The 21132-nt window shown below is 61.5% G+C and carries 22 protein-coding genes and 1 other annotated feature; of the genes, 13 read left to right on the top strand and 9 right to left on the bottom strand.

Features of this window, described 5'->3' with window-relative positions; translation table 11 throughout:
• Positions 1–121: 121 nt before the first annotated feature.
• Together CO657_RS11505 and CO657_RS11500 are read right to left on the bottom strand one after the other, a co-directional pair.
• Positions 122–628 (bottom strand): hypothetical protein, encoded by a 507-nt coding sequence (locus CO657_RS11505; protein WP_054183459.1) that lies wholly within the window; start codon positions 626–628, stop codon positions 122–124.
• 130 nt (positions 629–758) lie between these two features.
• On the bottom strand, positions 759–2498 hold the full coding sequence (locus tag CO657_RS11500) for a rhomboid family intramembrane serine protease (protein WP_054183460.1): 1740 nt from the start codon (positions 2496–2498) through the stop codon (positions 759–761).
• 388 nt (positions 2499–2886) lie between these two features.
• On the opposite strand from CO657_RS11500, the gene CO657_RS11495 reads away from it, so the two are divergent.
• From CO657_RS11495 to CO657_RS11485, 3 genes are all read left to right on the top strand, one after another.
• A complete protein-coding gene (locus CO657_RS11495; RefSeq protein ID WP_082366288.1) occupies positions 2887–3180 on the top strand; it encodes a DUF982 domain-containing protein in 294 nt (97 codons plus the stop codon).
• A gap of 146 nt (positions 3181–3326) precedes the next feature.
• Positions 3327–3716 carry a hypothetical protein gene (locus CO657_RS11490; protein ID WP_054183462.1) on the top strand — a complete coding sequence of 130 codons (390 nt, stop codon included), beginning with the start codon at positions 3327–3329 and terminating at the stop codon, positions 3714–3716.
• Positions 3717–3852: 136 nt separating this feature from the next.
• Positions 3853–4230: a rhodanese-like domain-containing protein gene (locus CO657_RS11485; protein ID WP_054183463.1), complete on the top strand. Its 378-nt coding sequence runs from the start codon at positions 3853–3855 to the stop codon at positions 4228–4230.
• A 141-nt stretch (positions 4231–4371) separates the two neighbouring features.
• Here the strand turns inward: CO657_RS11485 and CO657_RS11480 are convergent, their stop codons facing one another.
• Together CO657_RS11480 and CO657_RS11475 are read right to left on the bottom strand one after the other, a co-directional pair.
• The gene (locus CO657_RS11480) at positions 4372–4827 is read right to left on the bottom strand and encodes a DUF805 domain-containing protein (protein ID WP_054183464.1); all 456 of its coding nucleotides are present in this window, start codon (positions 4825–4827) and stop codon (positions 4372–4374) included.
• A gap of 161 nt (positions 4828–4988) precedes the next feature.
• Entirely contained in the window at positions 4989–5756 is a 768-nt protein-coding gene (locus tag CO657_RS11475) for an adenylate/guanylate cyclase domain-containing protein (RefSeq protein ID WP_054183488.1), read from the bottom strand.
• 224 nt (positions 5757–5980) lie between these two features.
• Between CO657_RS11475 and CO657_RS11470 the strand changes: the two genes are divergently transcribed.
• The 4 genes from CO657_RS11470 to CO657_RS11455 all read left to right on the top strand — a co-directional run bounded on the left by CO657_RS11470 (position 5981) and on the right by CO657_RS11455 (position 9437).
• Positions 5981–6766 carry a DUF899 domain-containing protein gene (locus CO657_RS11470; protein WP_054183465.1) on the top strand — a complete coding sequence of 262 codons (786 nt, stop codon included), beginning with the start codon at positions 5981–5983 and terminating at the stop codon, positions 6764–6766.
• 226 nt (positions 6767–6992) lie between these two features.
• The gene (locus CO657_RS11465; RefSeq protein WP_054183466.1) at positions 6993–7367 is read left to right on the top strand and encodes a response regulator; all 375 of its coding nucleotides are present in this window, start codon (positions 6993–6995) and stop codon (positions 7365–7367) included.
• Positions 7368–7417: 50 nt separating this feature from the next.
• Positions 7418–7669: a hypothetical protein gene (locus CO657_RS11460; protein WP_054183467.1), complete on the top strand. Its 252-nt coding sequence runs from the start codon at positions 7418–7420 to the stop codon at positions 7667–7669.
• 175 nt (positions 7670–7844) lie between these two features.
• Positions 7845–7900: a sequence feature (sul1 is cis-regulatory element that is thought to sense ions involved in sulfur or methionine metabolism; They are found in Alphaproteobacteria), on the top strand.
• 70 nt (positions 7901–7970) lie between these two features.
• Positions 7971–9437 (top strand): SulP family inorganic anion transporter, encoded by a 1467-nt coding sequence (locus tag CO657_RS11455; RefSeq protein WP_054183468.1) that lies wholly within the window; start codon positions 7971–7973, stop codon positions 9435–9437.
• Positions 9438–9448: 11 nt separating this feature from the next.
• Here CO657_RS11455 and CO657_RS11450 read toward each other — a convergent pair whose 3' ends face one another.
• Positions 9449–10363: a LysR family transcriptional regulator gene (locus tag CO657_RS11450; RefSeq protein WP_012558016.1), complete on the bottom strand. Its 915-nt coding sequence runs from the start codon at positions 10361–10363 to the stop codon at positions 9449–9451.
• Between the two features lie 100 nt (positions 10364–10463).
• On the opposite strand from CO657_RS11450, the gene CO657_RS11445 reads away from it, so the two are divergent.
• The 3 genes from CO657_RS11445 to CO657_RS11430 all read left to right on the top strand — a co-directional run bounded on the left by CO657_RS11445 (position 10464) and on the right by CO657_RS11430 (position 13966).
• Positions 10464–11345 (top strand): NmrA/HSCARG family protein, encoded by an 882-nt coding sequence (locus CO657_RS11445; protein ID WP_012558015.1) that lies wholly within the window; start codon positions 10464–10466, stop codon positions 11343–11345.
• 122 nt (positions 11346–11467) lie between these two features.
• Complete coding sequence (locus tag CO657_RS11440; protein WP_054183469.1) at positions 11468–12268, top strand: class I SAM-dependent methyltransferase; 801 nt, start codon at positions 11468–11470, stop codon at positions 12266–12268.
• 447 nt (positions 12269–12715) lie between these two features.
• Entirely contained in the window at positions 12716–13966 is a 1251-nt protein-coding gene (locus CO657_RS11430; protein WP_054183470.1) for an MFS transporter, read from the top strand.
• An 86-nt stretch (positions 13967–14052) separates the two neighbouring features.
• On the opposite strand, the gene CO657_RS11425 is transcribed toward CO657_RS11430, so the two are convergent.
• On the bottom strand, positions 14053–14880 hold the full coding sequence (locus CO657_RS11425; protein WP_054183489.1) for an RDD family protein: 828 nt from the start codon (positions 14878–14880) through the stop codon (positions 14053–14055).
• Between the two features lie 309 nt (positions 14881–15189).
• On the opposite strand from CO657_RS11425, the gene CO657_RS11420 reads away from it, so the two are divergent.
• From CO657_RS11420 to CO657_RS11410, 3 genes are all read left to right on the top strand, one after another.
• Positions 15190–15537 (top strand): DMT family protein, encoded by a 348-nt coding sequence (locus tag CO657_RS11420; RefSeq protein ID WP_054183471.1) that lies wholly within the window; start codon positions 15190–15192, stop codon positions 15535–15537.
• A gap of 121 nt (positions 15538–15658) precedes the next feature.
• Positions 15659–17170 carry a DUF1800 domain-containing protein gene (locus tag CO657_RS11415; RefSeq protein WP_054183472.1) on the top strand — a complete coding sequence of 504 codons (1512 nt, stop codon included), beginning with the start codon at positions 15659–15661 and terminating at the stop codon, positions 17168–17170.
• Positions 17171–17285: 115 nt separating this feature from the next.
• On the top strand, positions 17286–18470 hold the full coding sequence (locus CO657_RS11410; protein WP_054183473.1) for a DUF1501 domain-containing protein: 1185 nt from the start codon (positions 17286–17288) through the stop codon (positions 18468–18470).
• 197 nt (positions 18471–18667) lie between these two features.
• On the opposite strand, the gene CO657_RS11405 is transcribed toward CO657_RS11410, so the two are convergent.
• The 3 genes from CO657_RS11405 to CO657_RS11390 form a co-directional block, all read right to left on the bottom strand.
• Positions 18668–19615 (bottom strand): IS110 family RNA-guided transposase, encoded by a 948-nt coding sequence (locus CO657_RS11405; RefSeq protein ID WP_012556863.1) that lies wholly within the window; start codon positions 19613–19615, stop codon positions 18668–18670.
• 296 nt (positions 19616–19911) lie between these two features.
• Positions 19912–20499 carry a hypothetical protein gene (locus tag CO657_RS11395; protein ID WP_054185636.1) on the bottom strand — a complete coding sequence of 196 codons (588 nt, stop codon included), beginning with the start codon at positions 20497–20499 and terminating at the stop codon, positions 19912–19914.
• A gap of 25 nt (positions 20500–20524) precedes the next feature.
• Positions 20525–20911, bottom strand: coding sequence for an acyl-CoA thioesterase (locus CO657_RS11390; protein ID WP_003593886.1), 387 nt, complete (start codon positions 20909–20911; stop codon positions 20525–20527).
• Positions 20912–21132 lie beyond the last annotated feature (221 nt).

Genomic DNA, 21132 nt, shown 5'->3' with positions numbered 1-21132 from the left:
AGGGGAAGAGTACAGAAGGGAAACGAACTGTGTGTTCGAAGGATGGAATAGTTTGGAGTGGCTTAGCTCAGGGCCTGGGTAAGACCACCGCAGCTTTGCACCAATAACAGTCGTTGCGCCCTCAAGGCTTGGTTTCCGTCGTGCAATTCGTGTTCTCATTGTAAAAATTGAAATCAATGCCGAATTTTCCGGCGGCCTCACTGAGCTTCACGTTGACGGTTTCTCCCGAGGGCGAAGCGAATCTCGCGTCGATATTCGATATCCATGTCGGCCCAACCGGGAATGTCAAAATGGTCGTTGCCGGCTCGCCATATTTTATTCGAAAGGTTTGCACGATCAATGCGAAGTCATGAAGTCCGCCATCGCGATGCTGTTGGATAGAGCCGACTTTGTCGTTGCATATGAAAAGACTGAGATTCGACCCTTCCACGACCCAATTGCCAGGAAGGTTGGGAGAAAGCTCCTTCAATCTCCAACCTTTTTCACTCGCATTCCGCTGGGCATCGGCAAACGAGCTACCCAATTTGAAATCGTGCAAACCGTCCAGCATTTGTCCGCGAGTTGAGCCGCTTGACAGCGCCGTCAGGGCAAAAGCAAAGCCGCAAATTAAAAGTAATCCCTTGGGCATGAAAGCCTTCCACTGTAAAAAGCTTGAAGTGTCTACTGCTATAAACACCTGACGCTAGACGCCGAATGCTCAATGCAAAGATTGTTGGCTTCAGGTATGTCCGCCCTCGCGTTCCGAGGCCCATTGATAGTTATTTCGCGTCGAGCTTAGCCAATTCGCCATCTGCTCCATGATATTCGATAAATGTTTTCGGGCAGGACGCCAAAGCGGCCTGGAACCTGCTGCGCGCCTCATCTTTGGCTCCGGCAAGCAGATACCATTCGCCAATATAGAAGATCGACTCGCAGATCTGGTTGCTGTCGGCCGCCTTCGCCGTCAGCTCCCCCGGCGTCACTTCGCGGAGGAAAAGACGGTAGATGGGATGGGGCCAGGCTGCTTGATCGATCGCGCCGGCTGCGGTCCTGAGATCAGCGAGCGCATTCGGATCACCGCCTCGGGTTTCAGCGATGAAACGCCAGAGGCGATAATAGGGGGCGGTGCGTGGATCCTGACTTGCGATGAGAGCAAATCCCGTCGCGGCCTGCTGGTACCTTCCGCCGAAATAGTTCGTCATCGGGTCGTTGAGATAGGACTGGCGTGCATTGCTGATGGGCCAAAGCGAACTCGCCGCGATGACGACGAATGCAGCACTGAAAACGATCGCGGCAGCGCCGAAGCGGGGCGTCGGACGCTCGCGTGGCCAGAGGGCTAACAGCAGGAGCGAGAGAGCCGCGCCGGTCAACGCACCGCCGAAATGTCCGGCATAGTCGATGGTCTGGCCGTCTTTTGCGGCCGAGAGGAAGGGCAGCAGCGAGGGGACCAGAATTTGAATGGAGCCCATTTGCAGGGGGGATGCGATTGGCGTCGACCGAAAACGGATGCTGCCGGCGATGACGGCCGCGAAAAGCCCGACAATGCCACCGGAGGCGCCGACACCGACCGCGTGGACGTCGTTGATCCAGACCGATGTGAGGGAGCCGCCAAGGGCGCTGGCGAAGAAGATCGCCGCAAACCAGCGCCAGCCGATCAGCCGTTCGAACAGCACTCCCGCTATCCACAAGCAGCAGCAATTGGATGTGAGATGGATGATGCCCCCGTGCATGAACGGCGCGGTAAACAGCCGCCACCACTCGGCGTTCTCGGTAATGCTCCGCCGAAATGTGCCACCGAGCACTAGCAATGTGCGAATGTTGGGAGAGCCTGCCCGAGATGCTTCGACGCCAAAGGCGAGCTCGCAGGCATAGACAGCGATCAGAACCGCAAGAAGAGCGTAGGTGAGGACGGGATAACGGGCGCCGTCGAAAGCCGGTCCCGGCACCTCGTCGACGTCCTGTTCGGCAATCGAACCGGCTTCCTGCAAGGTGTGCCATTCAGCTTCAAACGCTTCGGTTGCCACTTCCGCGAACTCGTTGAATACCGAGTCCGGACGGCCCTGCAGAAAATGCAGAAGGACGCCGACCCTGAGGCGCGAACCGACGAACCATTCCGGTAGCCGGGCTGCAAGCCCTCGTCTGGTCAAGGTCTTGGCGGCGGCGGGATCAAGGTGAATGACGATGGAATCCGAACCTTTGCTCTGGAACCTCTCGAAGCTCACGATGGCCGACCACCGCACGATTTGGTCGGGAAAATTCGGCAGCCGGACGCCGGCCGTCGATACCACCAGTCCGGGTCCCTTGGAGAAGAGCTTTGGCATCATCAACAATGGGAGCAGACCGAAGAACCCGGCACCCAGCAACGGGAAGAACCAGACCAGATGAGGATCCTTGTCTTTCGGCAGGAGGAACCCGAGGAAGACAGCTCCCGCCGCAATGGCAAACATGATCAGTATAACGAGCAGCAATTTGCCTTTGTTGTAGGCATATTCGGATCTGCGCAACTCTTCCGGCTTCATTCAAAAATTCTCATTGAAAAGCATCGCTGGCACGCACATTTGCTGGAGATCGCAAATGAGTGGTTCTTGATATCAAGAAGATTTCTCCGGCAAGAGACTATCTACTTGCAGTAGAAGTTTGCAAGGCCAGCTTTGAAAGGCTCAAAAGCGGATGCGTAGGCAGGGCGGGCGACGCCCGCCGGTTCGCGGATGCGGTATCCGCCACCGCTCCTCATCCTAATGCGCGTAGCTCATAAGGCGAGGCCTCGAAGGACACGCCGCAACGTTGCTCCTTGCATTCTTCCGATGTCGGTGCATCGCGCTTTCTACAGCGGTGCTGCCGGCACTGGAACCGAGATCGGCCTTCGGCAGTTAATTTCCTGTCCATTCAGCTGCAGGTGTTACTGCCATTAGCGACCATTCCGCCTTCTGGAAAAAAACGATCTCGATCGATCTTGATGCCGGCGAACGGCTGGTTCTCCGCTCACCGCAGGATGCGCTTTATGCACTCGTCTCCGACTGGCCGATCCATGACGGCGTCCATCAGCAGAGGGCGATCGATTTCTGCCGCGCCTGGCTTGCGGGCCGCATGCCGGCCGAGACCGTGCGGCAGGCCTTTATCCTCGCGGCGCTGGAAGCCGGCGTGGCGATCACCGATGATGAGAATAGGAGCGAGGGCTCCGTTTCGACCCCTCCGGTATAAGTCCAGCGACGCAGCCATATCCACGGTCACGCAGTCACATGCGCAGGGTCGATAAGTTTATTTTCGTGTATTGCAAATATTGTTCCCGCTGTGTTTGTAGGAATGCGCAGCGTTTATTACGCTCCGATTCTTGGAGATCCAACTGAATGAGAATAAAAGTCCTTGCTTGCTCTGCCCTGCTGGCGCTCGCCGGCTGCAATGCCCCGGTGTCGCAATCCGTTGCCGATTCCCAGCGGCCTCCCTCGAACGACGTCCGGCAGAACTTCGTCAACCTCATATTCAAGAGAAGTTATAGACACGAAGCGGGAGAAGTCGTCTGGGCCCGGATTTCGAGCGTTGTGCTGCTCGATCCCGAGAAGAAGATCTATGCTTACTGTGTGCGCGTGGTGCCCAAACGCAGCTGGGGAGACTGGGCCTATCTCGGCGTCTCCTTCACGGATAGCCAAATCCTAGGCGGGACCGCGAATGATAATCGCTGCAAAGACAAGCGGCTGCGCTACTACCCGTTTCCCGAGCTGACCGGGATGAAGACCTGACCCAGGACGAGGGCTCGGGTCGCGTCGCCGTTCCAGGCTTTGTTGAGCGGCGGCGCGATTTGCCCCCAGCGTCGTGGGGGCGCCGTCCCTCCGGAAAGCTCAGTCCATCGATTTTCGTAGAGAAAGATCCAACTGAATGAAAAGCAAATTCCTTGTCTGCGCTGCTCTGCTGGCGCTGGCCGGCTGCCAGACGCCGGAGCCGCAATCGGTTGCCGATTCCCAGCGTCCGCCTTCCAGCGCCGTTCGACGCGAGCACGTCGATGTGCTGCAGGGAACCATTAAGCCGGGGAACTTCCTAAAGGCCGAAATTTCGAGCGTGGTTCTGCTAAATCCGGAAAAGCAGATATATGCTTATTGTACGCGCACGACGGAACGCAGCAACCCGAACTGGTCCTATATCGGCCTGGGCTTGCAACACAACATGATACTGTATTTGAAAAAGGACGACTATCGCTGCCACGACAAGCGGCTGCGTTACTATGATTTTCCTGAATTACGGAACATGAAGTACTGAGGCAGAGGCGGGCTTTTGCCAACCGCTCCGGTCCCCTTCGGGATGCCGTCAGAAGCGGACCGCGCACCCCGCAGTCCGCGTAACGACGATGACCGGTGCCCCGGACCCGCTCAACCCGCGAGGACCATTCTCACACCTTGCTCACGCGAACACGGCTTCCCTGGAATCATCCATTGTCGACGCCCTGCAGTACCATACGAGGACGACAACCGATCCAATGGGAGCTAATAGTACAAGAAGCTGCCACCATCCGCTTCGGTTGATGTCGTGAAGGCGTCGGGCGGCCACGGCGATCCACGGGAGAAACGTGGCCAGCGACCAGATCCGGTTCAAGGTTTGGCTCCGATCCACGACAAGCAAAGCGATGGCGACGAGAGAGACGAAGAGTGCCGAATACCAGAATTCCGATCGGCTCGCTCTGCCGTTGAAGTTCACGTAATTCTTGAAATAGCTTCCAATCGCCTGGCCGAAACCCATGGCCTGCGGCCGGCCACCGAAGCGGTTCGGCCCAACCAGCGGTTTTCTGAAGACGAAGAACAATGGCACGCCGAACAGGATCAAGACGATCAACCAGTGAAACAGAGAAAAACTGCCCATGAGAAACCCCAGCTGTTAAAACGGCTTAGAGATAAGCGATGTTTGTTTCCGGAGGATTAACCGGCTGGTAATCGAATATATTTCGCAATCACAGCGTGAGAAACTGCGGCTACCATGGTGGCGGCGCGATGATACTTTGAGCAGGCCGCAATCGCCGTCGCTCAGTGCTTGACCAGCACACGTGCCTGCACCGGCTGCTCGATGCCCTTCAGCGCAAGCCTGCGCGTTTCGGCGCCTGCCGCGAGGTCGGGGGCCTTCGCGGCCGTTTCTGCCGAGATCAGGATCTCGCCGGCGGCGGCATGGGATTCCAACCTCGCGGCTTGGTTGACGACGCCGCCGATTGCGGTGAAATCGCTGCGGAAGGTCGAGAATTCGCCGATCTGCACCTCGCCGGAATGGATGCCGACGCCGACGCCGAGGGTGCGGCCGGGCAGGGCCTCGAGCGCCAGACCGTTCAGCGCCGCGGTGCAGTTCCCCTGGATCTCCTGGGCGGCCAGGATCGCGGCGCTGGCGTGATCTTTCCTCACAATCGGAAAATTGAAGATCGCCATCAGGCCGTCGCCCATCTGCTTGTTGACGATGCCGTCATGCGCCCAGATCGCCTGGGCGCAGCGATCCTGGAACAGGCTGACGATCTCGCTCAGCTGCACCGCCTCGATGCGCTCGGACAGGTCCGTGAAGCCCCTGATATCGGCAAAGAGGATGGTGGCGTCGGCGGTGATTTGGCGCTGCTTCTTGACATACTGAAAAGAGCGTTCGCAGATCGTGCAGATATCGGGGTTCATCTTGCTGCGAGTGATGCCCAAGGCGCGGAAGGGCAAGGCGAGCGGGCCGCCGATCGGGATCGGCATATGCATCTGGTCCCAGCAGCCGCGGCAGATCCTGGCGCTGCCGTGTCTGGCCTGCTGGCTGGAGGAGGCTGTCGTCATTTCGAACAATCCGTCGGCTGATAGCCAAAGAACAAGCTTCCGATACTTGCCTGCTTTTGGCAACTCTCCAAGGCGGCACTTGAATAGCGCCACACTTGTTACTCCCACTGGCCGAGTTCGGCTGCCAGACTATTTCCCGCAACAGTGAACAGCGACAAGCAGCGGACGTAAGCGCGCTTTGCCTGGCGAGGCGCGGGCATTCACCGCAATCAGGAGATTTCAAAATGACCACAACAGCCCAGAACGGCGGCCAGCCGGCCATGCATAAGCCTGCGGTCGTGTCGGAGGCAGCCTGGGAGGCGGCCTGGAAGCAGATGCTCGTCAAGGAAAAGGCCCAGAGCCGCGCCCGGGATGCGCTTGCCGCCGAGCGCCGGCGGATGCCGTGGATGGCGGTCGAAAAGGATTACGCATTCGAAGGGCCGCAGGGCAGGGTCAGCTTGCACGATCTGTTTGCAGGGCGACACCAGCTCATCCTCTACCGCGCCTTCTACGAGCCCGGCGTCTTCGGCTGGCCCGAGCACGCCTGCCGAGGCTGCTCGATGGTGGCCGACCAGGTCGCCCATGTTGCCCATCTCAACTCCCGCGACACGACGCTGGTTTTCGCCTCACGCGCTCCGCAGGCCGATATTGCCCGGCTGAAAGCGCGGATGGGCTGGGCGCATCCGTGGGTGACGATCACCGACAGCTTCGACAAGGACTTCGGTGTCGACGAATGGCACGGCACCAACGTGTTCTACCGCGACGGCGAGCGCATCTTCCGCACCTATTTCATCAACAACCGCGGCGACGAGCAGATGGGCGGCACCTGGAACTATCTCGACATCACGCCGCTTGGACGCCAGGAGGTCTGGGAGGATTCGCCGGAGGGTTATCCCCAGACCCCGACCTACAAGTGGTGGAACTGGAACGACGCTTATGTCGCCGACGCCGAGCCCGACAAGAAGTGGGTCGAAGTCTCCGATGCCGGCGAGGCGGCGTTCCGGGCCGAGGGTGCAAACGAGAAATCGTGACGAGAGGGCAATTGCCTTGCCGGCCTTTCATACGACCGGCAAGGCGGAGGGGCCGATGGCCGAATTTCAGCTGGCTCGGCAAAAGTGCCGTCGTTCGTAACGGCAGTATCGACTGGTGGCGCCCGAGGTCTCGAGGGAAATTCAATGCAGAGTGGAAACATTCTGAAGCCGGCCGCGTTGTAGCCGTTACCGGCGGTGTGCCCGCGGCCGGACAAGGAGGCTATTCATGAAGGTCATGATCGTTGAAGATGATAATATCATCGCTCTCGAACTCGAACGCATTGCGCAAGAGGCCGGACACCAGACCGTGGGGCCACTTTCGACGGTGGAGCAAGCTCTCGCCTACGCTCCGAGAAGCGATGTGGCGCTCGTCGATCTCAGCCTCTCCGACGGGGTGAGCGGCGCCCAGCTTGCGCGCCGGCTGATCGACCGCTTCGGCGTGGACGTGATCTTTGTGACCGGCAGTCCGGAGAATGTCGGCAATGGTATCGAGGGGGCGCTCGATGTAATATCCAAGCCCTTCACCGACGAAAGGATTGTCAGCGCGCTTTCGCGGGCAGAGGCCCGACGCAAGGATTTCGACAGCAAGGCAGCGGTCTGATCGGTTGGATTGACGTCGTTTATTGGGTGCCCTCCAGGGAGATCATCCGGATGAAGCACGCGTTTGTCGCCATTCTCCTCACCCTCACGGCCTGCGCTGGCGCGGGAGAGCCGCAGCCTCTTTCGGATAGCCTTACCTATGGCGGAAAGGTCGTTCATTCACCCTATCGACCGGGAACGGTGGTCAAACATACCTTTCTTGGTCAATTCGGCTACCGTGTCTTCGAGACCTATGTCGTTCAGCCGGACGGGAGGCTGAAGCTGACGTCCCAGAGCACGGGCCCGGACTTCCTCTGGCAGTAGCGTCCTCGCCATCTCTCTGCGTAACTCTCAAAGGTAGCCGCCAAATGCCCGTCTGCCGAAGCCACTGCCTTTGCTTCCCGATTGTTACAGCCCTTGCGAGGGAGGCTTCGGCCTGTCCATGCGCAATTGAATGTTGCGCTGCGGCAAAAATCTCGTCTATACCACCGGCATTCACCACGGACCCGGTGAGACCCCGGGTGGCTCTTCTGGCCGCCGATCCGCCAGACAACGCAAAACCTGCATGTCATCACGCGACCGCTCGGCAGAGCGCGTCGGGCCATGCTTTGCGAGACTCCATCCCATGCTGCTTTCCTCCATCCGTCGCGATTGGTCCGCCAATCCCATGCGCGAAATGCTTGCCGGAGCGGTGGCGACTTTCGCCCTGATCCCCGAGGTTATCGCCTTTTCATTCGTGGCGGGGGTCGATCCCGAGGTTGGCCTGTTCGCCTCCTTCATCATCGGCATCGTCATTGCGTTTACCGGCGGACGCCCGGCGATGATTTCGGCGGCGGCGGGGTCGGTCGCACTGGTCGCAGCACCGCTGGTGCACGCCCATGGACTGCCCTATCTCTTTGCGGCCGGGCTGCTGGCGGGGCTGCTGCAGATCGTGTTCGGCCTGCTGCGGCTCGGCGTGCTGATGCGCTTCGTCTCCAAATCCGTCCGTACCGGCTTCGTCAATGCGCTCGCCATCCTGATCTTTGCGGCGCAGATGCCGCACATTATCGGCGCCGGCTGGATGGAATATGCCGTGCTGGGTGCCGGGCTTGCGATCATCTATCTGACGCCGCGGATCACGACGGCGATCCCTTCACCGCTGATCTGCATTCTGATCCTGACCGTCGCGTCGATCGGGCTCGGGCTTCCCGTGCAGACTGTCGCCGATCTCGGCAGGCTGCCGGATTCGCTTCCGACGTTCGGCTGGCCGGCGGTGCCGCTGACGCTGGAAACCCTCCGGATCATCGCCGGTCCGGCGCTTGCCATCGCCATGGTCGGGCTGCTGGAATCGATGATGACCGCGAGCGTCGTCGACGATCTCACGGATACGCCGAGTTCGAAAAACCGCGAATGCACCGGTCTTGGCCTTGCCAATGCGGCCGCAAGTCTGTTCGGCGGCATTGCCGGCTGCGGCATGATCGGCCAGACCGTCAGCAATGTGAAATATGGCGGGCGCGGCCGGCTCTCGACGCTGTTTGCCGGCGCGTTTCTGCTGATCCTGATGGTGCTGCTGAAGCCATGGGTCTCCGAGGTTCCGGTCGCCGCGCTGGTGGCGATTATGGTCATGGTGTCGATCGACACCTTCGACTGGTCGTCGCTCCGAGCCGTGGTGGTCCATCCCCGAACGTCGAGCGTCGTCATGGCGGCAACCGTCGTCGTCACCGTTTTCACCACCAACCTGGCCCTCGGGGTCACGGTCGGCGTGCTGCTCAGCGGTGTGTTCTTCACCTTCAAGGTCGCCCGCCTGCTGCGCGTCGACGTCGCGCCCGATCAAGCCGGCGGACGGCTGATCTACCGCGTCTCCGGTCAGGTGTTCTTTGCCTCCGCCGACGTCTTCGTCGACGCCTTCGACGTTCAGGATGCGATCGGCAAGACCGTGCTGATCGACGTCTCCGAAGCGCATTTCTGGGACATCACAGCGGTTGCGGCGCTCGACAAGGTCGTGCAGCGCTTCAAGGCACACGGCAGCGCCGTGGAAGTCGCTGGCCTCAATCAGGCGAGTGCGACTTTGATCGGAAGCCTCGATGGCAAGGTGCTGCTGACGGATGTGTGACGGACTTACCGCTATATGATGGCGAAGTCGTCGCGGCCGTCGGCTCCCGCGTTCAATCGTCTGGCGGCGAGTTCGATAAAGGTCTTGACCAGAGGCGGCAGGTGCCGGCTGCTCGGATAGACGACGTGCAAGCCGCCGACCGGGGTCGTGTAACCGTCGAGAACGCGGCACAGCCGCCCATCCCTGATGCAGGTATTGGCGACCCCATGGGGCAGTCGGGCGATGCCATAACCGGCGATCGCTGCGGCCATGACCGCCTGCATTTCATTGGCGGCGAAGCGCCCTGAGACCGAGACTGTTTCCTGTCCGTGTGGGCCTTCAAGCAGCCATTGCGCATGGGTGGATTGGCCGGCGACAACGCAGTCGTGGCGGACGAGATCTGCCGGGCGATCGGGCGCGCCGCAGCGGGCGAGATAGTCGGGGCTCGCGCAGAGCAAGCGATGGGTAGAGCCGAGCTTGCGGGCGATCAGCGTCGAATCCTCCAGAATGCCGGTGCGGAAGGCGAGGTCTATGCCGTTTTCGACGAGATTCAGCCTGTCGTCGGTCAGCCGCAACTCGACCCTCGACTTCGGGTAGGTCGCCAGAAGATCGAAGATCGCATCCTGCAGGAAGTGACCACCGAAGCCGACCGGCGCCGATATGCGGATCGTGCCGGCGGGCTCCGTCCTTGCTTCCGCAAGACGCAGGTTGGCGCCTTCGATCGCGCGGAGCGCCTGGCTGCTTTCCTCGTAATAGAGGCGGCCGGCATCCGTCGGGCTGAGGCTGCGGGTCGTGCGCTGCAGCAGGCGCACGCCGAGTTCGCGCTCGAGAGCGGCAATGCGTCGGCTGACTGTTGTCTTCGGCATGCCGAGCAGGCGCGCCGCGGCGGTGAAACTGCCGGCCTCGATGACGCGGGCGAAAATCATGATATCGTTGAGATCTAGCATTGTATCCCGAGGTGGTACGATGTTTCTCAATTATAAGCTATTATGGTTCAATGCGACAGGCCTTAACTTTGCTCTATCGTTCACAACAAGGAGCAGACAGATGAGCAACACACGAAGCATTCTGGTGACGGGCGCCACCGGCCAGCAGGGCGGCGCGGTCGTTCGCGCCCTGACCGCGCGGGGATACCGCGTCAAGGCGATCTCGCGCAAGCCGGACGGTGATGGCGCAAAGCGGCTGGCCTCGGCCGGGGTCGAGGTCGTCGCCGGCGATCTCAACGATGGCGCATCCGTGGCGAGGGCGGCTGAGGGCGTCGATACGATATTCCTGATGGGCAACAGCTACGAGGCCGGGACGGAGGCGGAAACGCGCCAGGGCATCACCGTCGCCAATTCGGCAAAGGCCGCCGGCATCGGGCACCTGATCTATTCCTCCGTTGGCAATGCCGACAAGAAGACCGGCATTCCGCATTTCGACAGCAAGTACCTCGTCGAAAAGCATATCGCAGGCCTCGGCATTCCCTATACGATCAGCGCGCCCGTCGCCTTCATGGAAAATACCGTGGCGCCCTGGGCGATCGACGGGCTGCGCCAGGGCGTCTATGCCGCGGCCCTGCCGCCGACCCGGCTGCTGCAGCAGATCACCATCGACGACATCGGCGCTTTCGTCGCAGCACTGGCCGAGCGGCGCGAACAGGTGTTCGGCAAGCGTTTCGATATTGCCGGTGACGAATTGTCTGGCGAGCAGCAGGCGAAGATCCTGTCCGAGGCGCTGGATCGGCCGATACGCTACCAGGAACTGCCGATCGCCGCGATGCGGCAACAGAGCGAGGACGCGGCGCTGATGTTCGAATGGTTCGATCGCACCGGCTACGACGTCGACATCGCTGCCCTGCGCCGCGATTTCCCCGATGTCGGCTGGCACAGCTATGCCGATTGGGCGCGCGGCTTCGACTGGAGCGTTCTCGGCAAGGCGTCCGCCTGATACACTCTCCGTCGTCCCCGGCCTGAACCGGGGACGACGGAGAGCCCGACGCGCCTTGCGCAAGGCGACGGATCGCTCGGCTCTACGGCGATAGATCATCGTTCTTGAAGAGGGAGGCTTCGATGCCGTCGAGTTTCAATGTCGAAAGTGCGGATGGTTATGAGCGGCTGATGGGGCGCTGGAGCAAGAGGCTGGCGCCGCTGCTGATCGATTTCGCCGGTCTCGCGGATGGGGATCGTGTGCTCGATGTCGGCTGCGGCACCGGCAGCCTGGCTTTTACGCTGGCGGAAAGACCAGGCTTGAAGGAGATCGCCGCCATCGATTATTCGCCTGTGTTCGTCGAAGCGGCGAAGTGGGCGAATTCCGATCCGCGGATCACGATCCAGCAGGGCGACGCCTGCGCGCTGCCCTTCGAGGATAACCGTTTCGACCGGGCGATGTCGCTGCTGGTGCTGCATTTCGTGCCGGAGGCCGCCAAGGCGGTGGCCGAAATGGCGCGCGTCGTGCGCCCAGACGGCGTAGTGGCCGCCGCCGTCTGGGATCATTATGGCGGCATGTCCGGCATGCGGATGATGTGGGACACGGTCGTCATGCTCGACGAAAACGCGCTGCCGCTGCGCCGAAAATATTGCTTTCAGCCGATGATGCGGCCGGGGGAGATGAAGGCGTGCTTCATTGCGCAAGGTTTGGCCGAGGTCGAGGAGACCTCGCTGCTGATCCGGATGGATTACCTTTCCTTCGACGACTACTGGCAGCCGATTGCCGCCGGCGAGGGGCCGCTCGGCAAGTATGTCGCGGGGTTGGAAGCCGGCAAGCGGGAGGCGGTTGATGCGGCGGTGAGGGCGGCTTATGAAGCTGGGGAGCCGGATGGACCGCGGTCGTTTGCCTCTGTGGCTTGGGCGTGCCGGGGCAGGGTGGCGTGAGATATTAGGGGCGGCCTATCCCACTCTCCCTCATTCCTGTGCCTGTCACAGGAATCCAGCCACGGCGCGTCTGCGCCGTGAATGAATCAACAGTTCAAGGAGTCTTTGCGCCCAAGGACTTGGGGGGCGCTGGATTCCTGTGACGAGCACAGGAATGAGGGAAGATAGGTTGGCGGTCCCGACTCCGGTTGATGTCAAAGGATAACTGCATGCTATGTCAGAAAGACAGCGTGCGGGGGGTGCCCGCCTCAGCATGGGCCTTCGATCACGACAAACGTGATGGAACTTGGCCAGCATCGCTGCCGTTGTTTCCGCTGTCTCCGATTGCGAGTGCGCATTCCCGCAACCGCAGCCCCTGACAGCCGCAACCCGCCCGTTTGGGGCACCCCTTCCGACGGCATCCGGAATTGCCCGCCTCGCCGCCGCTTTCGGACGGAGGAATATCAGATGTCCGCTTTGGAAAGCCTGCGCCGGCTGACGCCGCAGCAGCGCAACACCGTCATCGCCAGCTATCTCGGCTGGACGCTCGATGCCTTCGATTTTTTCATTCTCGTCTTCGTTCTCAAATATATCGCCGAGGAATTCCACACCGACGTTCCCGCCGTCTCGGTGGCGATCTTCCTGACGCTTGCCATGCGGGCCCTCGGCGCGCTGATCTTCGGATTGGCCGCCGACCGCTATGGCCGGCGCATCACGCTGATGGCCGATGTGCTGCTCTATTCGCTGTTCGAATTCCTGACCGGTTTCTCCACCGGCCTCACCATGTTCTTGGTGCTCCGGGCGCTCTACGGCATCGCCATGGGCGGCGAATGGGGCGTCGGCGCCTCGCTGGTCATGGAGACGGTGCCGGAGGAAAGCCGCGGCATCGTCTCCGGCATCCTGCAGGCGGGTTATCCCTCGGGCTATCTGATCGCCTCGGTCGTGTTCTTCCTGCTCTTTCCCGTCATCGGCTGGCGCGGCATGTTCTTCATCGGCGCGGCCCCGGCGCTGCTGGTGCTCTATATAAGGCGTAATGTCGAGGAGAGCCCCGCCTTTCTGAGACGGCAGGCCGAGGGGCGCCGGCCGTTCCTGACGGTGCTGCGCGAAAATATTCCGCTGTTCATCTGGGCGGTGCTCTTGATGACGGCGTTCAACTTCTTCAGCCACGGCACGCAAGATATCTACCCGACCTTCCTCGAAACTCAGCGCAACTATTCGAGCTATACGGTCGGCGCCATCGCCATCGTCTACAATATCGGGGCGATCTGCGGCGGGCTGTTCTTCGGGGCTCTGTCGCAGCGGATCGGCCGCAAGCGGGCGATTGTGACGGCCGCACTGATCGCCGTGCCCGTGGCACCTCTCTGGGCCTATGCGCCGGGGCCGGTGCTGCTCGCCATCGGCGCCTTCCTCATGCAGTTCTTCGTCCAGGGCGCCTGGGGCATCGTGCCGGTGCATCTGAACGAGTTGTCGCCGGACGAAGTGCGCGGCACCTTTCCCGGCTTCGCTTATCAACTCGGCAACCTGCTGGCCTCTGGCAACGCCACGCTGCAGGCGGGGCTCGCCGCCCGCTGGAACGGCGATTACGCCTCAGCGCTGCTGATCGTCGCGGCGGTGGTGGCGCTCGTCGTCGCCCTGCTCGCCGGCTTCGGCTACGAGAAGAAGGATGTTCGCTTCGGCATGGAGGAAGCCGAGGAGCCGCATGGCGCGATGCGAATCTAGCGCTGCCTGCGGTTGACAGAGAGGCCGGCGGCGGTAGCAGCTGGCCGGCCTTTCCTTGCGCCTTGCAGCCCAGGCAGCAGAACGTTTCAACTCTTCACCACTTTGCAGGCGCAGATGCGATCGTAAAAGGTCTGTCCTCGCCAGAAGATGAGGGGCAAGAACCACCAGATCAGGGCAGCTATACCCAGGATGATCTCGAAAAACACCGCGGCACCATTGTCTAAAAGTGTGTATCCGTCGTGGGACATGCGGAGCAACGTGTCGAAGTCTTCCGTGGGAAAGACCGGCAACGCAAAAGCGGCAGCGATGAAAAGCAGATACGGGCAGAATTTCAGGATCTCTCGTCTAAACTCGATGCCAAGGCCGGGGTTCTTACCATCGACGGATTGGACTCTCAGGCCCATCAGCTTTTTTCCGATCGTGCGGCGGCCATTTGCGGAAAAATAGGCAAAAGCCAACGCAAGAAGTGCAATGTTGACGATGCCGGATATTAAACTGGGGTATACGGACTCGGTTTCGACCACCGGATTGCCGTCCGCGTCGACAGGGACGGCCAGCCACCGGGCTGATGTCCCGTAGTCCGTTTGGCGGGAGACGCCTGTCTGCAGGTATCTTTGCTTTTCCGAACCGATTTGGCTGACTTCGCAGATCTGATTGATGCGAACTTCCCCCGGTTTCAACGGCCATCCGACGTCAATTCGCTTTGCAAGCTGATCCGGCACCTCCACGCTGCACTGTGTGTAACTCCAGCCGGCAAAACGGAAGTCCAGGGGAATAACTGTTGAAATGCAGTAAACGGCTATGAGAATGACAGCCTGAAAAATGATGATGTCGACGATACAGGCCACGGCGCGTCGCCAGAAGTGGCGGGAAGGCAAAGTTGCGTATTGCGGTATCTGCGGTGTCGTGTCCATGTCGCCCCCTATGTATTCGCGCAAGCTAATCCGTCACGTTGATTCGTTTCAACATTAAGTGGAAAAATGCACGGGCTTTTTTAGAGACGCACCGTGCTCACTCTAAAGTGCGGTTTCGGTGCAATTTCTGCGCTGGGAAGGTGAACCGCCGCAGAGCCTCCCTGATATCCGCATCGTCTCGGTGTCGTAAGGGCTCAGCGCAGTTCTCAAGCCATGCGGGGCTTGCCGCCGGGCGGCGGCGTGCTAGGTAAGGGCTGCCGGCATCTCCCTGCCGGATCGGTTTCTTCCTTCACAGCCCTGAGTTATTCCATGTCATTTTCTCCCGCCGCCCTCTGGCCTGTCATCATGCTGTTTGCCTCCAACATCTTCATGACTTTCGCCTGGTATGGCCATCTCAAGCACAAGAGCAGCGCCATCTTCCTTGCTATCGTCGTCAGCTGGGGCATCGCCTTCTTCGAATATTGCCTGGCGGTGCCGGCCAACCGTATCGGCTCGGCGGTCTATACGACGGCGCAGTTGAAGACGATGCAGGAGGTGATCACGCTGATCGTCTTTGCCGGCTTCTCGATCTTCTGGCTCGGCGAGAACCTGACCTGGAACCATGCGATCGGCTTTGCGCTCATCGCAATCGGAGCATCCTTCATCTTTCGGGCGTAAATTGTAATTTTTTCAACAGATTACAAATCGTCCATGTCTGGATATCGCCACATTTCCTACAGATTGCCGTCGCAATCGGCTGGCAGCCTGTCACTACCAAGTGATCAGGAGTTGACCGGCCATGAGCCTCTCTTTCCCGACGATGGCAGCGATCCGGTTCGGCTATGGTTTCCGGCCGGGCGAGGCGCCGCCGCAAAACAAGGATGAGCTGATCAGTCAGCTCGGCAAGGGAATGGCGGCGACGCCGGACTTTCCGCTTGGCGGCCCCGATACACGCCGACGGGCGATCCTCAGCCTGCAGGAACAGTTGAAACAAATCCGAGAGGACGCCGGCACGGTGACCGACGATCCGACGCGGCGCGAGATGCGCAAGGGCGTGCAGCGCCAGGCGCAGCAGCAATTCCAGCACGATGCGAACCTGCGGCTGATGCAGGCGGTGCTGTCGCCGTACGGCTTCTACGAGCGGCTTTCGACCTTTTGGACCGACCATTTCTCCACCAGCGCCAACAAAAGCCTGCCGATGCGCCTGATCGTGCCGCTCTACGAGGCCGAGGCGATCCGGCCGTTCATGTCGGGCAGGTTCGGCGATCTCCTGCGCAGCGCCACGGCCCATCCCGCCATGCTGATCTATCTCGACCAGGCGGATTCGCTCGGGCCGGAATCGGTCGGCGGCATGAAGCGCAACAAGGGGCTGAACGAAAATCTCGGCCGCGAACTCCTGGAGCTGCATACGCTCGGCGCCGGCAGCGGCTATACCCAGGCGGATGTGACGGCGGCGGCCATGGTGCTGACGGGTCTGACCATCGACCGCAAGGAGATGGACATCGCCTTCCGGCCGAATATTTCCGAGCCCGGCGCGCATGAGGTGCTCGGCGTCAGCTATGGCGGGCGCAAGCGCTCGCGCGACGATTATCTCGACATGCTCGACGATCTCTCCGTCCATCCGAAGACGGCCGCGCATATCAGCCGCAAGCTTGCGGTGCATTTCGTCTCCGACCAGCCGGACGAGGGGCTGGTGTCCGACATGGCCGCGGCGTGGAAGAAGACGGACGGTGATCTGACAGCCGTCTACACCGCCATGCTCGACCATCCCGCCGCTTGGCGCGACGAGGGCGCAAAGGCGCGTCAGCCCTTCGATTATGTCGTTGCCGGATTGAGGGCGCTGAATGCGGGGCCGGTCAACGGCGTCGTCGGCAGCTTCCTGGCGGCCAATCAGCAGGGCACCGAAGAAGGCGACATGGCGGCGAATACGCCTGGCATGGCAGGATCGCCCGTGACGACGGACCCCGCCGGCGAGGCGAGGGACAAGCGGCTCAAAGCCTTCCGGACGGCGCGGGCGTTGGGGCAGGGGGCGCTGAAGCGTATGGGCCAGCCGATCTGGCTGCCGCCGAGCCCGGCCGGTTTCGAGGAGGGTTTTTCCGCCTGGATCACCGGCAGCCAGCTCGCCGAACGATTGGTCTGGGCACGGCGGGCCGCCACCCAGTTCGGCCGCGACGAAGATCCGCGCGAATTCCTGAAGTCGACGCTTGCGGATGCTGCGCGTGACGAGACGATCCGCGTGGTGTCGCAGGCGCCGAACAAGATCAGCGGGCTGACATTGGTGCTGGCATCGCCCGAATTCAACCGCCGCTAAGCAGACTTTCGTTGGCAAGCCAACGCTTCGTCTGCGTAGCTCATTTGTTTTGTCGCAGGTTCTGACCGGAAAACCGCTGGACACTTTTCCGGAACCTGCTCAGGAGGCCCACGCCATGACGCTGTCGATGAACCGGATCTCTCTTTCCCGCCGTGGCTTTCTGACGTCGGCCTGCTGTCTGGCCGCCGCACCCGTCTTCACGACGGTCACCTTCGCGGCGATGCCAGGCGACAACCGCTTCGTCACCATCGTGCTGCGCGGCGCGATGGACGGGCTGGATCTGGTGCAGCCCTATGGCGATGCCGGCTTCGCCGCGCTCCGGCCGACCTTGGCGCTGACGCCCGATACCGGGCTTCTCGACCTCGATGGACGTTTCGGTCTTAATCCCGCCGCCGCGGATCTGACGCCGCTCTGGAAAAGCCGGGAGCTTGCCTTCGTACATGCGGTGTCGACGCCCTATCGCGACCAGCGCAGCCATTTCGACGGGCAGGACATGCTGGAATCCGGCGGTGAACATGTTGCCGAGGAAAAAACCGGTTGGCTGAACCGGGCACTTGCGGTCATTCCGCGCTCGGATGCGCGCAAGGCGATCGATGTCAACACCTCGACCGAGCTGATCCTCTCCGGGCCGAACAATGTCGACGTCTGGGCCTCGGATTCCAATCTGGCGCCGGCGCGCGACGAGATGCAGTTCCTGGCGCGGCTCTATGCGGACGACCCGCCGTTTGCCGCAGCACTTGCCGAGGCGACGCGAGCCGACGCCGCCTCGATGATGGTCGAGCCGGATGGCCAGCGCGGCGAAAAGGTTGCCGATGTGGCGGCGCTCGCGGCCAACATGCTGAAGGGCGATTACCGCATCGCCAGTTTCTCGATCACCGGTTGGGATACGCATATCGGCCAGGCGGGCCAGTTCAAGCGGCCGGCACAGGATCTCGTGCAGGCGATCAACACGCTGAAGACGACGCTTGGGACCGAGATCTGGGCAAAGACCGTGGTGCTCGCCATGACCGAATTCGGCCGCACCGCCCGCCAGAACGGCTCCGCCGGCACCGACCACGGCACCGGCGGCTGCGCGCTGCTTGCCGGCGGCGCGATCAACGGCGGCCGCATCCTCGGCAAGTGGCCCGGCATCGGCGACGGCCAACTGCTCGATGACCGCGACCTGATGCCGACCGCCGACGTGCGCGAGGTGGCGGCGGCGATGCTCTATCGGCAGTTCGATGTCGGTGTGGATGATCTGACGGGGAAAATCTTTCCGGGGCTGGGGTTTGATAAGGGGTCGGAGTTTTTGAAGGTGTAAGGGGCGGCGATTTTCCTCCTCTTCTGAGTGACCGGCACTGTGAGGAGAGGCGGCACGGCACACCGACCAGCCCTCATGGTGAGGAGGCCCGAAGGGCCGTCTCGAACCACGGGGGCGGGTGGCTGGGCACCACACCAGCCTCGCCATTTGGCGAAGCGGGTGGCCAGCCCCGTCCTTCGAGGCCCCTGCGGGGCACCTCAGCAACCGTGTTGTTGCGGCTCGCTCCAGGGTGTGTGTCTTTTGAGGATAGTGTTGATCATGATGATGAGTTTTCGCATGGCGGCGACGAGGGCGACCTTGGGCGGTTTACCGGCGTCGCGCAGCCTTTTGTAGAAGGCCTTGATGGCCGGGCTGCAGCGGATGGCCGAGAGCGTTGCCATGTAGAGGGCGCATCGGACGGTGGCGCGGCCGCCGGCGATGTGGCGCTGGCCACGCCAGGCGCCGCTGTCGTGGGCCATCGGTGCGACGCCGACGAGGGCGGCGAGTTTCTTGTCGTCGATGCCGCCGAGTTCGGGCAGTTCGGCGATGAGCACGGCGGCGCCGACCTCGCCGATGCCGGGCACGGTCAGCAGCAGGTCGCGGCGTGCGGCCATGTCGGGCTCGGCCTCGATGGCGAGCGCGATGGCGGCATCGACGCGGGCGAGCTGGGCCTTGAGGGCGGCGAGTGTCTCGCCGATCAGCACGGCGACGGCTTGCGGGGCATGTTCGAGGCGGTTCTTCTCGGCGACTGCCATGTCGATGAGCTGGCGGCGACGGGTGACGAGGGCAGCAAGCGCGATGCGGCCGTCGTCGATATGGGGGATCTGTGCCGGCCGCATCGCTCTGGCGAAGTGGAGAATGACGCGGGCATCGACCTGATCGGTCTTGGCCAGCCGGCCGCTGGCCCTGGCGAAATCGCGGATCTGGCGGGGATTGACGACGGCGACCGGACTATCGGCGGCCATCAGCGCCCTGACGGTCGCCATCTCGTAACCGCCGGTGGCCTCGACGACAACAAGCTCTGCGCCGGCCACCGCCGCCGCGAGTGCGGCTCGGCCTGCTGCATCATTGTCGAAGCGGACAACGGTGCGTTTGCCTTCGACGGCCACGTCGAGATGGGCCTTCGAGACATCGATACCGACCATGAAAGTTCTGGGGGCATGCATGGGGTGCTCCTCCTTGCAACGCGGGCTCAAGGCCCAACCAACCGTTCGAGCGAAGACATGGCGACGGAGATGCTCGCTGAGGCGCGAGTTCAAAACCCTAGGATGACACGCATCCCCGCCGCACAGCCGCATTATACAGCAACGGCAACGTACAAGGATGAGGCTGGAGAGAGGTCGCGGGCTTGAGACGCAGGTGTGTGGAGCAAGCCGCTGCCCGGCCCTTCGCATAGGCTCAGGGCGTTCGTCGCTGCAATCGATTCACTGGATCGATTGCTCCCGCTTCGCGGGACCGCTCCTCACCCCAGCACATCATAAAGCCGGAAGATGAAACTGACCTGGTAGAGCAGATTGGCGATAACGAAGGTGGTCTGGAAGCGGCGGTTGGGTGTCCAGGCGGCGATGGCGCAGAGCAGGATGTAGGCGATGTTGCGGGCGGGATATTCCCAGCCGAGCGACAGGATGCGCTCCGGCCCCTTGATCGCCGTGTCGAGGATATCGACGGCATAGATCAGGCCGAGGATGCCGAAGAACCATTTGCGCCGGGAAATGAAGTATTCCTCGTAGCCGCCATATTCGTCGAGGCTCGCCGGGAAGAGCAGGGCGCAGAGCAGGAAAAACAGGCTGCAGAAGCAGACGAGGAAGAGATAGATGCCGAAGCCGATCGCCGGCACGGCCTGCAGCCGATATTCCCACCACCAGATGTGGATGATGAAAAGGAACAGGGAGAGCGCCCAGCCGAGGTGGACGGCATAGACCTTCGCCTTGCCGGGATGCTGGACGATACCGGCGACGCCAGTCAGCAGCCGCGCCAGCGAAAGGCTGATGACCATGCCCATCACCACCTTGATGTGAAGGAAGACCTCCGGCGAGCTGACCGTTTCCATGCCTTATCCCTCGGTATCGAGAGTGTTACTCCGCGGGGACGGCCTTCGGTTTGCCCTCTTCGTCGAGCGCCACCATAATGAAGGTGGCGGCGGTAACCTTCTCCATCTTGGCATAGCGGGCACGATGCGCCCAAGCTTCGACGATCAGGGTGATCGAGGTGCGGCCGACGCGCTCGATATCGGTATAGACCGACATCGTGTCGCCGATCTTGACCGGCAGTTCGAAGGCCATCTCCTTGACGGCGGCGGTGACGACGCGGCCCTTGGCGCGCTCGGCGGCGCGAATGCCGGATGCAAGGTCCATCTGCGCCATGACCCAGCCGCCGAAGATATCGCCGGCCGGGTTGGCATCACCCGGCATTGCGAGCGTGCGCAGCGTCAGTTCGCCTCTCGGCTTGGCGGCATCGGTCATCAAGGGTTCTCCATCTGGTGCGGGCCATGGGTCGGCGATTCACTGGTGAGTACCCTAGTGCAAAGGCTGGAGGCTGTAAAAGACCGCTTTACCAGGTCCTTAGAGTAGATGGCGGCGGAAAAATGCCGGACCGGCACCGGTCTAAATTCCATTCAATTTCAATTGGTTGAATTTTGCAGCCAATACCTCCCTTACGTCATTTAATCGTCTTCTAATCAAAC

It is taken from the genome of Rhizobium acidisoli (genome assembly GCF_002531755.2).
Lineage (GTDB): Bacteria > Pseudomonadota > Alphaproteobacteria > Rhizobiales > Rhizobiaceae > Rhizobium > Rhizobium acidisoli.
Note: the sequence above shows the minus strand (reverse complement) of the source record. Positions and strands in the feature narration are given on the sequence as shown.

What these genes read in the sequence shown, in the direction of transcription:
- CO657_RS11505 (WP_054183459.1), bottom strand. Translation starts at nt 628, where the DNA reads ATGCCCAAGGGATTACTTTTAATTTGCGGCTTTGCTTTTGCCCTGACG.
- CO657_RS11500 (WP_054183460.1), bottom strand. Translation starts at nt 2,498, where the DNA reads ATGAAGCCGGAAGAGTTGCGCAGATCCGAATATGCCTACAACAAAGGC.
- CO657_RS11490 (WP_054183462.1), top strand. Translation starts at nt 3,327, where the DNA reads ATGAGAATAAAAGTCCTTGCTTGCTCTGCCCTGCTGGCGCTCGCCGGC.
- CO657_RS11485 (WP_054183463.1), top strand. Translation starts at nt 3,853, where the DNA reads ATGAAAAGCAAATTCCTTGTCTGCGCTGCTCTGCTGGCGCTGGCCGGC.
- CO657_RS11480 (WP_054183464.1), bottom strand. Translation starts at nt 4,827, where the DNA reads ATGGGCAGTTTTTCTCTGTTTCACTGGTTGATCGTCTTGATCCTGTTC.
- CO657_RS11475 (WP_054183488.1), bottom strand. Translation starts at nt 5,756, where the DNA reads ATGACGACAGCCTCCTCCAGCCAGCAGGCCAGACACGGCAGCGCCAGG.
- CO657_RS11470 (WP_054183465.1), top strand. Translation starts at nt 5,981, where the DNA reads ATGACCACAACAGCCCAGAACGGCGGCCAGCCGGCCATGCATAAGCCT.
- CO657_RS11465 (WP_054183466.1), top strand. Translation starts at nt 6,993, where the DNA reads ATGAAGGTCATGATCGTTGAAGATGATAATATCATCGCTCTCGAACTC.
- CO657_RS11460 (WP_054183467.1), top strand. Translation starts at nt 7,418, where the DNA reads ATGAAGCACGCGTTTGTCGCCATTCTCCTCACCCTCACGGCCTGCGCT.
- CO657_RS11455 (WP_054183468.1), top strand. Translation starts at nt 7,971, where the DNA reads ATGCTGCTTTCCTCCATCCGTCGCGATTGGTCCGCCAATCCCATGCGC.
- CO657_RS11450 (WP_012558016.1), bottom strand. Translation starts at nt 10,363, where the DNA reads ATGCTAGATCTCAACGATATCATGATTTTCGCCCGCGTCATCGAGGCC.
- CO657_RS11445 (WP_012558015.1), top strand. Translation starts at nt 10,464, where the DNA reads ATGAGCAACACACGAAGCATTCTGGTGACGGGCGCCACCGGCCAGCAG.
- CO657_RS11440 (WP_054183469.1), top strand. Translation starts at nt 11,468, where the DNA reads ATGCCGTCGAGTTTCAATGTCGAAAGTGCGGATGGTTATGAGCGGCTG.
- CO657_RS11430 (WP_054183470.1), top strand. Translation starts at nt 12,716, where the DNA reads ATGTCCGCTTTGGAAAGCCTGCGCCGGCTGACGCCGCAGCAGCGCAAC.
- CO657_RS11425 (WP_054183489.1), bottom strand. Translation starts at nt 14,880, where the DNA reads ATGGACACGACACCGCAGATACCGCAATACGCAACTTTGCCTTCCCGC.
- CO657_RS11420 (WP_054183471.1), top strand. Translation starts at nt 15,190, where the DNA reads ATGTCATTTTCTCCCGCCGCCCTCTGGCCTGTCATCATGCTGTTTGCC.
- CO657_RS11415 (WP_054183472.1), top strand. Translation starts at nt 15,659, where the DNA reads ATGAGCCTCTCTTTCCCGACGATGGCAGCGATCCGGTTCGGCTATGGT.
- CO657_RS11410 (WP_054183473.1), top strand. Translation starts at nt 17,286, where the DNA reads ATGACGCTGTCGATGAACCGGATCTCTCTTTCCCGCCGTGGCTTTCTG.
- CO657_RS11405 (WP_012556863.1), bottom strand. Translation starts at nt 19,615, where the DNA reads ATGCATGCCCCCAGAACTTTCATGGTCGGTATCGATGTCTCGAAGGCC.
- CO657_RS11395 (WP_054185636.1), bottom strand. Translation starts at nt 20,499, where the DNA reads ATGGAAACGGTCAGCTCGCCGGAGGTCTTCCTTCACATCAAGGTGGTG.
- CO657_RS11390 (WP_003593886.1), bottom strand. Translation starts at nt 20,911, where the DNA reads ATGACCGATGCCGCCAAGCCGAGAGGCGAACTGACGCTGCGCACGCTC.